At 33.1% G+C, this 11,719-nt stretch carries 14 protein-coding genes; 3 read left to right on the forward strand and 11 right to left on the reverse strand.

Going from position 1 to position 11,719, the window contains the following annotated elements; genetic code table 11:
• Nucleotides 1–150: 150 nt before the first annotated feature.
• The 6 genes from RTR43_RS09375 to RTR43_RS09400 all read right to left on the reverse strand — a co-directional run bounded on the left by RTR43_RS09375 (nt 151) and on the right by RTR43_RS09400 (nt 5,762).
• Complete coding sequence (locus RTR43_RS09375; protein ID WP_312471345.1) at nt 151–984, reverse strand: CPBP family intramembrane glutamic endopeptidase; 834 nt, start codon at nt 982–984, stop codon at nt 151–153.
• Between the two features lie 221 nt (nt 985–1,205).
• Nucleotides 1,206–2,000, reverse strand: a complete 795-nt coding sequence (locus RTR43_RS09380) for a MerR family transcriptional regulator (protein WP_312471346.1) — start codon at nt 1,998–2,000, stop codon at nt 1,206–1,208.
• Nucleotides 2,001–2,427: 427 nt separating this feature from the next.
• Nucleotides 2,428–2,964 (reverse strand): DUF2199 domain-containing protein, encoded by a 537-nt coding sequence (locus RTR43_RS09385; RefSeq protein ID WP_312471347.1) that lies wholly within the window; start codon nt 2,962–2,964, stop codon nt 2,428–2,430.
• A 175-nt stretch (nt 2,965–3,139) separates the two neighbouring features.
• On the reverse strand, nt 3,140–3,499 hold the full coding sequence (locus tag RTR43_RS09390; protein WP_312471348.1) for a hypothetical protein: 360 nt from the start codon (nt 3,497–3,499) through the stop codon (nt 3,140–3,142).
• Between the two features lie 673 nt (nt 3,500–4,172).
• A complete protein-coding gene (locus RTR43_RS09395; protein WP_312471349.1) occupies nt 4,173–4,508 on the reverse strand; it encodes a DUF1904 family protein in 336 nt (111 codons plus the stop codon).
• A gap of 96 nt (nt 4,509–4,604) precedes the next feature.
• Entirely contained in the window at nt 4,605–5,762 is a 1,158-nt protein-coding gene (locus tag RTR43_RS09400; RefSeq protein ID WP_312471350.1) for a DUF4317 domain-containing protein, read from the reverse strand.
• 568 nt (nt 5,763–6,330) lie between these two features.
• On the opposite strand from RTR43_RS09400, the gene RTR43_RS09405 reads away from it, so the two are divergent.
• Complete coding sequence (locus RTR43_RS09405) at nt 6,331–6,495, forward strand: hypothetical protein (protein WP_312471352.1); 165 nt, start codon at nt 6,331–6,333, stop codon at nt 6,493–6,495.
• Between the two features lie 187 nt (nt 6,496–6,682).
• Nucleotides 6,683–6,967, forward strand: coding sequence for a hypothetical protein (locus RTR43_RS09410; RefSeq protein WP_312471354.1), 285 nt, complete (start codon nt 6,683–6,685; stop codon nt 6,965–6,967).
• A gap of 296 nt (nt 6,968–7,263) precedes the next feature.
• On the opposite strand, the gene RTR43_RS09415 is transcribed toward RTR43_RS09410, so the two are convergent.
• The 3 genes from RTR43_RS09415 to RTR43_RS09425 all read right to left on the reverse strand — a co-directional run bounded on the left by RTR43_RS09415 (nt 7,264) and on the right by RTR43_RS09425 (nt 9,574).
• Nucleotides 7,264–7,452, reverse strand: a complete 189-nt coding sequence (locus RTR43_RS09415) for a hypothetical protein (RefSeq protein WP_312471355.1) — start codon at nt 7,450–7,452, stop codon at nt 7,264–7,266.
• 707 nt (nt 7,453–8,159) lie between these two features.
• A complete protein-coding gene (locus RTR43_RS09420; protein ID WP_312471523.1) occupies nt 8,160–9,143 on the reverse strand; it encodes a ketoacyl-ACP synthase III in 984 nt (327 codons plus the stop codon).
• Between the two features lie 221 nt (nt 9,144–9,364).
• A complete protein-coding gene (locus RTR43_RS09425) occupies nt 9,365–9,574 on the reverse strand; it encodes a cysteine-rich CWC family protein (RefSeq protein WP_312471356.1) in 210 nt (69 codons plus the stop codon).
• 195 nt (nt 9,575–9,769) lie between these two features.
• Between RTR43_RS09425 and RTR43_RS09430 the strand changes: the two genes are divergently transcribed.
• Nucleotides 9,770–10,189, forward strand: a complete 420-nt coding sequence (locus RTR43_RS09430) for a VOC family protein (protein WP_312471358.1) — start codon at nt 9,770–9,772, stop codon at nt 10,187–10,189.
• 191 nt (nt 10,190–10,380) lie between these two features.
• Here the strand turns inward: RTR43_RS09430 and RTR43_RS09435 are convergent, their stop codons facing one another.
• Both RTR43_RS09435 and sipW read right to left on the reverse strand, forming a co-directional pair.
• Nucleotides 10,381–10,605 carry a hypothetical protein gene (locus RTR43_RS09435; RefSeq protein ID WP_312471359.1) on the reverse strand — a complete coding sequence of 75 codons (225 nt, stop codon included), beginning with the start codon at nt 10,603–10,605 and terminating at the stop codon, nt 10,381–10,383.
• A gap of 353 nt (nt 10,606–10,958) precedes the next feature.
• The gene (gene sipW / locus RTR43_RS09440; protein ID WP_312471360.1) at nt 10,959–11,537 is read right to left on the reverse strand and encodes a signal peptidase I SipW; all 579 of its coding nucleotides are present in this window, start codon (nt 11,535–11,537) and stop codon (nt 10,959–10,961) included.
• Nucleotides 11,538–11,719 lie beyond the last annotated feature (182 nt).

Consider the following 11,719-nt stretch of genomic DNA (forward strand, 5'->3'; position numbering starts at 1 on the left):
AGAGAATGAAAATGGTTAGGAAGTGTCAATACTGATACTGACCTTAATCCAGTCACCCCTAATCCATATGCTTATTAATAATTTCATTTTTCTATTCTTGAAGAAACATATTTTCATGATAGTTGAAGTATATAGCAGTACAAACTATCACTAAATCATGTAATGCTTTCCATTAATAATGTTTGTAGCTTTTTTGCCATACAATACTTTCTTTGGATTGATAATGATGATTAAAACTGCTACTACTAAATAAAAAATTGCGTTATACATGATTAAATCGATTAAGATTCCGTTTATTAAGCCAATATAAAAATTAAAGAATTGATGGATGATGATTGGGATGATTAAATTCTGATTTAAATTATAAAATGCTGCCATGATAATCGTAGTAGATACGATTGAAATCATAAAGAATAGAATATATTTTATCAAATCCATGCCCATAAACCCTGTAGTAAACCATATGGGTAGATGCCACATACCCCACCAAAATCCTATGATTATCGAAGCTTTTAATGGCGAATGCTTCTTTTGAAGCTCAACTTGAGCAAAACCTCTCCAGCCTAATTCTTCACCTAGTGGCCCTGACAGAAGGTTTTTTAAGAAGTAATAGAACAGCATTCCCCATGAAGAAATAGTAAAAATAGAGTCTACTTCACTATTATTCAATACGAGAAACAAAATCAGCATAAATATGAAGGCTTGAATCGTACTTACAGAAAGGATCGCAGAAAATTTAAGTTTAGTCTTGAATTTATTTTTAACAAAATGTATAAAACTCTGCCCAGGATAGATTTTTTTAAATAGTATTGCAAAAGCAAAGGTTGAAGACCAAGCTGATATACAGCGCACGACATCAAAAACCCATGTAGGAAATCCCAACATCTTTATGGCCCCTACAAGACAAAAAAGTGGCAAAAAAATGATATTAGTTAGTAGAATAAAACTTGTTACTGGCTTTTTTAGCTTCTTTTCTCTACTCATACAGATCCCCCGCTTCAAACTAAATATTTCGTCAATATCATAACGCTCATATTTACGAATACCTTCAGCATAGACTTATGGGTTACTCACAGGTCAATACATGTCTGCATTATTTTCCCCGCATGAATGAGCAATAAGACCACCAGTTATAACAGTATGTGCAGGTTTTAGTTGTGTTCCTCTATCCTGTGGAAGATGAAGCACCCCCACTGATTAAATTTTCACTTTATAGGTACATAAATTTCTAAAAAAATACGTTCAAGTCCATCTTCATAAGTGGTAAGTAATAGATTTATATAAACAAGCCCCAAAAGTTCATACCCTTTTTCTTTTGCTACTTTTCTTAAACTAGCTTCCACTTTATGGTCAGTATTTTTTCCGCCCGTTGACCATCTTCCATCTTCAACAACTGTATAAATACATTTTGGATGAGATAGAATTTCACCTTCTATTGCTTTATCACAATCTTCTACTTTTCTTACAATGATAAATTTATCTTCAAGAATACCTTCTTTATTGAAACGTATGACTCTTCTTAAAGATGTGAGAATCACTGCTTTTTTTAAACTGTCTGTGCTTTCTTTTAGAGTGTCATATTCATCATATGCAGTAAAATGCTCTATTTCTCCTTTTATTTCTAAAGGCTTCATTTCTTTTACTGCGTATACACCTAGAAAATGTTTAATTTTTTCGCAATCTTCTTTTACGACCTGAAGCTTTTTTAACAGTAGTTTTTTATATTCTAATATATCTAAAACCTCTTGTTCTTTCTCTTCTAATAATGATTGTATTCCCTCTATACTCTTACCTTTTCTTAATTCTTGTATTTTTTTTATTTCAATATCTATTTCTCTATAGAAATTTACTGTTGTTATATCATATATATCAAAATGATTATATTTTCTATACCCATTCTCACTATTTTGCTTAGGCTTTACTAAATCCTTTTCCTCATAAAATTTTAAGGTATCTCTAGATACATTTAAAAATTTAGCTACTTGTCCAACTGTGTACATTATACTCTCCTTTATCATTACTACATATTCTTTATGATATTTCATATTTTCAGTACGTCGAAAATAATAATATAGGTTTTATTATAATAACCCTAAGTTAGGTATCACATCTTTTACATTCATACCTACATTCCTCCATCCTGTCCATTCTTTAAATTATCGAATACTGCAATATTCTTACAATTATTATTCCAAGAAATAATAGAAGGTGATACGAATTTCCAAATTTATATCATCTTCTTGAATGTTTTAATCAAACTTTATTACAAATTATCAATCTTTATATTAAATAATCGAACTTTGTTTTAAACAATCAATCTTTTCTATAAAGCTACAGTTGAAGTAATGCTACCTGTTAGATCAACTACAATTCTTCACATACGTCAAGCTAGTTCAAAACAATTGTCAATTGGTCTTATTTTTCTTTCTATAATTTATCTGTTCCTTGGTTGTTTTCATTACAAATTTCTTCAGCAATTTCTTGGATACGATTTAGATTAATACCATCTCTTTGTACAACGGCTAATGGATGGTCAGTTGGTTCGAGCTCAATATAAGGTTTGTATCCCACTTCTCTGGTATGAACCATTGTTTTATGATTTACTGTATCTGGATAACAAGGAAGTGAGGTAGATAACCAACCGAACATTGGCTCCAGCTTATTTTCTCTTCCTTCTGTTTCCCAATACTCAATTGTTTCTTCGAAGTTTGTTTCACTTAAAGAAACCCATACCTCCCAAATAAACGGTCCTTCACCATCTAAAACAGGAATTTCAATACATCCTTTAATAAAAAAGTGTTCATCATCAATCACACACAAGTCATCGTTCATTTCAACTCGATTTTCTCGTTCTTCTTCTGGCATATAGTAAAAATAAACAGGAGCGTCGCTCCCATAACTCATAGGAAGTTCTTCGTGAAATTCTCCACAACATCTACAAATATAACCTTTTTTATACTCCATAATTTTACTCCTAACCATCTGTTTACCAATTTAAAAATTGGTGTTTCGACCATTTTATCGTAAATAAATTATCATTGAACCTTTAGCCCGATAAAAAATAGGGCTGCCGCAAGAATCCTTGTTTAACGAAAGCCCCATATAGTTCAAGAAGATGTTTCCTCTGTGGCATACATTATTAGCCCCAACCAAAACCCAGTTTGCCTTCATTTAATTTACTTTCATTCCATTCTAAAATTCCTTCTCCTTCGTCAATCCCTTGTTCTTCAATTTCTATTTTATAAAAATCAATAATCCTATTACGCTTTTCCTGGTCTTGCGGTAAATCTACAATCAGAGACGTTGCATATGGTCCCCCTTCATCTTCTATTCGTTCTGGTTCATCTAGAATATCTATAACATTTACCTTTAGTGCACCCAGTTCATAGAGTTTTTCAACAAATTTGATTGAATTAGCAGTTTCACCAAACCTATCAGATGCTAATGCTGATGGATTGTTGTTACTTTTAAGCCATTCTAAGGCTTCAAATGTTTTCATTAAAATCACTCCTAAATTTCATTGTTGATATAGGTAAATACGGACTCCTTCATATCACCAAGTTATAACTTACAAAAAGCAATATTCTACACAGATTATGGAAAATCCTTCTTCTGCTAATCTGTCCTTTAGCACAATAAAAGCCGCCAAGAATGGCAGCTTAATCTTTATGTTCTTGCACTCCGTTAGAACAACTAAATGAAAAAATTTACTCCTTTTTAAGAAATAAAATTGTCAATAATGAATGATGGAATCACTTGAAGCACAAATAAACTGGATCGGTGTAATGATTGCTCATTCACAAGAAAGACCGCGCCTAGCAAATAACGAGCATAAAGAATTCTAAATGCACTTTTACAATCAGATATCCTTTTAGCGCAACATCTAATGGAAGAGCACATCGAAACAATTAAGCAAATGACATTGAAGAATTTTAGATAAAATATTTACTAATATATATAAACAATTCATAAATTTAAAAAGACCGAACATTCTTTCACATGTTCGGTCCAGCAATAGACGGTTCCCTTAAAGCGATTGACTTAGATGGAAATAATCCATCCGAGCCTCTAACTCATGGGGGGATTATTTTTTTGTTATGAACTGACAGAATTGCTATGATTAAACTAGCAAATGATATTGGAAATGCCACTAAAATTTCAATTATCCCACTTTATTCAGTTGCAAAACTCTTACCATTGTAATAATAATCTGATTCCCTAAATGTACTAAAGGCTACTTCTACCTCTGGAATCTCGCGGGAATGAACATGTTTCGTGACAATGTTAGCAAATTGATCTTGAACTTCCTGCCCCCGTTCAAACCATTTCACTTCAATAAACGGATATCCGGGTACCTCATTACGATCAAAAACAAAAGTAGAGTTAACAACTTCCAGTGTAAAATTGTCCGTTCCACATGCACAAAGATCAGCTAATTCTTGTACTAACGGCTTACTAATGGTTTTAACTTGCTCAACTGAAATTCCTCTTATAAATAAATGTGGCACTCAAATCGCCCCCAATTCTTTTAATCAAACTTGCGAGTAGAATACAGATCTTTCGGAATCAAAGCTTATGGATAAAGGTACTTATCCCTTAAACTCCTAGAGGGTCTTCGATTCCAGTCGAAATCCTTCGACGACGACCTCTTCATCTACCTCCAACAATAGGCACCGTTTTCCTTCGTACGTGATATATTTTAAATTTTTCAGGTCTTTCGGGTTGATGGTTACATTTGCCACCTTGGTACTAATTTTTATATTTTTAGGAATTAAACTACTTGCTTTGAATTCATGTTTTTCGTCCGCTACAACGCTTTTAAAGGCATGCTCCACTTTGGCAGTTTCAACATTTTCGACGCCACTGACCGTTAAGATACGTTCGATGTCGCGATGATCCAACGTAGGGGGTTCACTGTCTTCCTTTTCCTGATTCTCCTGGACAACTCGATCGATTTCCTCATAAACATTCGAAATGACCGCGGAGTCCACTTCTTCCCCTATTACTTCTTTTAAAATGAAGTCAAAGCAGTCCTTATCTTCCTGAGGAGTAATGATGTCTTCACAATCGAGAACCTTTTCAATAAAGGTGAAATCCGGTTGATTTACTTTCCCAGCACAATAGAGAATATGGTTTACATCTGCAGCATTGTCGTTAAAAGCCGGGAACAGAAAACCAGACATAGGAGAGTCTAAATTAATAATGGGATCAACGACATGATAGGACTTAAATTCTTTTTCGATATAATCAAACAACAAGGCTTTTTTCGGCAGATCGGTTTTATTGAGGCTGCAAAGGATAAACTCATTGGAATAAACCTCATCATCCCCGCCTTCTTCGGATTCTTGGCCCCTCTTCTTAGTCGGTTTTCGATATTCTCCTCGGATAAATGTCACCACTGTATCAAATTCATAAACAGCATGAGCAAATATTTTTCCGACGATGTCCAGCATGTTATCTTGCCAATCAGCCGAGTCCGCTCGTAATCCTTCGAAAAGGATCCCTTGTGTACTATAATCCACATCCCGCCTGAATTTCAGTTCAAACAGTTTGGCATCGAGATGGCCGGTCAACACCTTTTTAAAGTTGGCCAAAAATAATTCTTGTGCTTCGTGATCTAACAATGGAAACGGCTGACAGACTTGATGATAAATCTCGGCTGATTCCTTCTGCACATAAACATTGAAGATTTCTCGAATATTCATCAAATGATTGTCTAATTTAAATTGCTTACGGATATTAGCGATGTCTTTTTTGTTCATTTGTTTCAACTCCCATCCCTGATTATACTGTTTAGATGGGAAAATCTCTATTTTTAATTTTTTGATTTTCAGGAATGGGAGGATGAAAGTTTGCATGTCATCTTTTATAAAAATTCTTTTCTGAAAGATTGTTGCTTATGTTGATTCGAAAATATACGTGTCGGATTCACAAATAAAGTGTAATTGTTCCCCATAATGTAGGCTTTATTGAGGCGAATTTATCTAAAAAACAACAATGTTTACGAAAACAACCTTAATAAAATAAGTTGTGGCCAGATTTTACTATTAACCTATATGATGAATATTTTTTCAAAAAGAAAGTAGAAATTCGTACCTGCAAAGTATTATTATTTTCTAGTTCTATTTTTCGTACTTTATCCGAAGGGGTCTAACAAAATAAAAATCTAAAATGAAGCATAAAAATTTGTTTTATATAAGTACTTTCCTGCATATTGCAAATACTAGAAGTGTCGAATATACACTACGGTTCTTTCATGGGGAGCTATTAAAAGATAAGAACAGAGTAAACATCCTTCCGCTTATTGAATATATCAAGGAGGTATATCATTTGGAAAACGAAAATTTTGATCCTTTTCAAAATCAAACAAACGCAATCTTAAAGAACAAAGGAAATGAACAGGTGCTTGAAATCAGTTCTACTGGATATGGACTGGAATCAGTTTCTAACGACAATTCGAAAAAACCCCGATCCAATCAAAGTGAGAACCATTAGTTGAATGCTTGGCACTTTATTAATAATAGTTTCTAATTGTATCTCAGATATTGCAAATGAGACCGGAATTTGATGTCCGGCCTCTTCTAGATTCACTTTCGTATCTATAATATAGAAATAACAAGTAAACGGAAGCACTGACCACAATATAAATAGAACTGGAACACAAAGAGAAAGGGGTTCAAGCATGTCTTATACTTATACCTATAACTTATACAGTTCGGATCAATTGGGATTAACAAAATCCTATCATATTCAAACCGATTTGCCGCCGCATAAATTTAGGGCCATCATGATGGAATTTAGGCGTGGAGGAGAAAAAGATCCGAATGTCTTTGTGAAATACATGAGTGAACAATTCCAAGATAGCTTTCACTTATTTGAGTATGATGATGTTGTGCAATATGATGCCGACCAAGAAAATTCTGCGATCCTTGCCAACCTTTTAGATCAACATGATCAAACTATTTAAAAGAGAGGGAACAGGCTACTTTCTTTTTTGAATGAATCTAAATACTAAAATAATTTATCCAAAATAAGGATTTTACCTCTCCCCCTGATTTAATCCAATCTAGCTGCTAATCGGATAAAACACGATCACTAAACTTCAAAAAAGTAGTAAAAAGAAAAAAGGCACTATGAAATGATAGTACCTTGGCAATTTTATGAAAAATGACTGAGCAGATCAATCACCAACGAAAATACTATCTTTTCTTAGCATTCCTCTACGTTTTTTATTTATTACACGCAGTTGGGGTCTTAAATTCATTAAAAGATTTCTTTTATAAAAGTAAAATTCTTAAGAAGTTCATTTTCATTGATCGATATACTATTCGTTAGATCTTTCGTTCGCAATACAAACTCTTTAACCCCGATAAATTCTGATTCAACAATCAAGTAAAACTGTGTTCCTCTTTTATATCCATTAAACTGCCTTTTTAGTCTATATACCTTCATTGAATAACCTCTAGTAATGAATTAAAATGATTATTTGTTTGTGCAATTCTTTAAATAAGTCTTACAAACTCTAATAACTTTCTAACTCTTCGTCAGTAGCAGCAATAGCAATAGCTTTTTTTTTACCAAATGAAAACAGTTATTATCAGTAACTATATAGTTCCAATAGTAATTCAATCAGCTGTGAATATAAACATCTTGATGGTTTTACCACAATAATAGCATTTCCCGCTATAAAAGTAGGAAAAGAATTTGATAAAACTGATTAACCGATGACCGCTTCGAAACATTTTCAACTTTTAAGAACAGGTTCGTTGTGTCTCCGTTTTCATTAAACTTTTCTAGATTAAGCAAGATGGTAGTTCGTCAAATAATTAAACACCCGTTGGAACCGCTGCATAAAGGAAAAATAGGCTGGGTTTATTCATAGGAGCTCCTTACGGTTGTCACAATCCAAGCATTTTCATATTTCTTCATCCGTAGATTTCCCAATCAGGCTATTTCCCGCAACATTTCTTAAATTTTTTGGCCCTCGACCTGTCCGAATATAACCGGGATTCAGATAACACCGTTCGGAATTTCATGAACGGTGTTATCTGTGTTGTTTAATATCATAATACTTACTGATCGCTTCTATCAATTGATTAACAATAAAGTTGTTTACCACCATCAACCTTCATGATAAAGCATCTGACCGTTTGGTATCCTTATTTAATATTCCACCTTATAACAAGTCCTAAATGGGTAAGCCCTCCTCCAAAGCCATAGAGCAATAAAGTATCTCCATATTGAACTTTCTCTTCTTCTATTCCGAGATTTAGTGCTAATGGAATGGAAGCAGAAGAGGTATTCCCAAAATACTTCATACTAATTAGTGTTTTTTCTATGGAAAATCCTGATTTTTCACATATTGATTCAACCATCCTTAGATTTGCGCTATGTGGGATAAACCAGTTAATATCCTCAATGTTTAATTCTGTCTTGAGTAATAATTCTTGGATCCCTATTGGTAATGTACGGGATGCCCATTTGTATACTTCCCTGCCATTCTGAACAATCTTTCCAGTTGTATTTAAAGGTTTATCGTCTATAGTCGTTGCAAAGGTTGTTCTATATACATGCAGACCGCCTTCTCCATTCGTTCCCATATGGCTAGCCAAGAAACTAGGATTTTCCTTATCATATTCAACTAGTATTGCACCCGCACCATCTCCAAATAGAATACAGGTTGTTCTATCTTTATAATCAGTTACTTTTGATAAAGTCTCGGTTGCAACAACTAAAATCTTTTTATGTGCCTCGGAAGTAATTAAATTGTTTGCTAAGTGTAAAGCATATGTGAAACCTGCACAGGTAGCATTTAAGTCAAAAGCTGCTGTACAAGGGATATTAAAGTGATTCTGAATTTGACATGCCACACTAGGGAACGCATAGTCAGGAGTTGTTGTTGCTACTATAATGCAATCCACGTCCTGTAAATCTTTATGATATTTTTCAACTAGATTTGCTATAGCTTTAAAAGCTAAATGGGAAGCATATTCTTCTTCTCCTGCAATTCTCCTTTCTTTTATGCCAGTCCTCTGGACAATCCATTCATCATTTGTATCTACCATCTTTTCTAGATCTTCATTTAACAATCTCTTTTGAGGAACATAGGTACCAATAGCTGTAATACGTGCTTTAGATTTAATCATTAGATTACACCTCATTTTTTCTTTTTATTATATCACCTAGTATTAGCACCTAGTATAAATTATTTTGAAAAAATAAATGAATATGCCAGGTACCATCCAATCTTATGAATAGTACCTGGCACACAATTTGATGTAATATTCAGTTTCAACTTTTATTTAGTCGAATGTATAGTTGTTTTTGGAAAAAATAATTCGCCCAAATCGTTTATCGAGCGGTCTCACTTTTCTTTCATCCTAAACTGCTCTAAACAATTTTTACAAATACAAGTTTTTCTCAATTCATCAGGTGGTACAAGATCAAAAATTTCTTTTGGAAAGTCTTCTTCGCTACACCAGCATATTCCTAATGATTTATCTTGAGAATTACAACAATTATTGCTGCTATTACAGAGTGGACATCTCTCTGTTTCATTTATTCCTAGAGCCATAATCAATCACCTTTTTTATTTTCTAATTTTCCGCTATATTCCTAGTGGAAGGCACCGTTTTTTGATCTTATTTTTATTATGCAATAATCCAAATGTATAAGCACGGCTTTTATTAAAAAAAATATAGAATTCAAAAGGAGAAATATACATTAAAGGAGAAAATATTTATTAATGTTTTTGGAAGGAGATAATAAAATGAGTGAAAGATTATTAAGAGTAGGAACTACTTATATTCCAGTTTCAAATGTAGAACTTTCTTCTGAATGGTATGTAAATAAATTGGGAGAAGAGTTAGGATATAAAGACGAGGACAAAGCAATTCTTAATTTTGCAAACCAAAGTATTTTCCTTGTTAAATCTAAAGAAAATCAAAGCTCAAATTTTTATGATATTTATGGTGAGGAACGTTTTTCAATTACATTCGAAGTTAATGGATTAAATTCTTTAGAAGCGATACATAAAGATTTTATCGATAACCAGGTAAGAGTTGGAGAGATTGAAAACAGAGGACACTCTGGAAGGAACTTTGTTTTCTATGATTTAAACGGGAATAAATTTGATGTGTGGAGTGAATTAAGTCCCATTTTCAAAGAAAAGTACCATATCTCTCAATAGAACTTCTTTGACTAACTAGCACTATAACTTAATATCGAATAACTTTAATTAGCAGATAATAAACTAGTAATTATTCATAACTTGTTTATTTTTCGCTAGTTGCTAGGCAAAAAACATACGACCAAAAGGAACTTTGGATGGTGCCAACGAACAGACCTCTAACACTTGTATAAAAAAGAACGTTATTACGACTATATACTTTTTTTAACATCTTCTCTTATCGATTCAATTATTTCATCAGATAAATTTGCTGGAAAAGAGGTACCTTCCTCGAACACCCAGGAATTGATGATTTCAAGGTCGGCTTTTTTAAAAGTAATGCTATAGTTTTTATTTTTGTAAGTAAATTCCGCTGTCACATATTCGTCGACTGCAAAATCATCAATAATCATGTTTGTCATTTCATATGGCTTCACGGGGATGTCTCCTTTTTATCTGCCTTCATTATGTATAGCATTAACTTAAAATGATAGTTTATTCATTTTTATTAACCGGTTAAGACATTAACCCAAAGTTGAAGGACTCACTACTTTTCCCGTTAAAAAAATAACAGAGTGCGAAATATTAGTTTCCCGCACTCTAATCTTCGGCAGCCCAGAAAACCTTTTTCCTTTTAAAGAGAGCTACCGAATGGTTTCATCTTCTATTTCCACTAATAATTATTCATTTATAAATACTTCAATGTCTTCTACAGATCGGATAATATCTTTTGAAAGAACTTAAGGTGAACCAAAGGGGCGTACAAAAGAAATTTTGGGTCAACCAAGGATCAAACAGTATTCTCTTTAGTGTCAATACTTTGTTTTTTTTCCTCATTTCCCCCAATAATTTGGAAGAGCGTGAAAATAGCGTATCCTAATAAAATAATACCAGGACCAATAAGTAGGAGTGCGGAGCCATTTTTTGATTGGGCAAAATCGATGATGTATCCTACGTAAGGAATAGTATATCCAGAATATTTCGCAAGCACATCCTCTGATGGGACTGGAACTAAATCAGCTGTTTTGTTGTTATCACCTTTTGTTTCGTATAAAACATTTTTATCATTAGTAGTAACCCCAATTATGCGATGAGTAACTAATATTTTTTCATTTGTTTGAAATGTAATGATATCACCTTTTTTCAGTGTCCCGCTTTCATCGGAGTTTAGGGATTTTATCGCAATGACAGATCCGGTTAAAAAGGTCGGTTCCATTGATCCGGAGAGAACCGTTTTTAACTGGTATCCAAAAATCTGAGTTTCTCCTTTTGATAGTTTTGAGGATATGACCAGAAATGTCATTATGATTACATTAACAACTAATATTATCGTAATAATTCTTTCAATAATTTTTACTGTTTTCTTCAACCTTCTTCACCTTCCTGATCAATTCTCTTAATCCTGTTTATTCCATAATAAAACTTCCTAACTTGTTCCTCTTGACTAGTCTTCTAAAAAACCGTAACCTCTCTTCTATTTATTTCCAATTCTTTAAAAAAACAACATTCATAATTCCTACAACAATTTTTACTTTATTAAGTATAAAGTAG

The sequence above is a fragment of the Neobacillus sp. genome, assembly GCF_031988165.1.
Classification (GTDB): Bacteria; Bacillota; Bacilli; order Bacillales; family Cytobacillaceae; genus Neobacillus; species Neobacillus rhizosphaerae.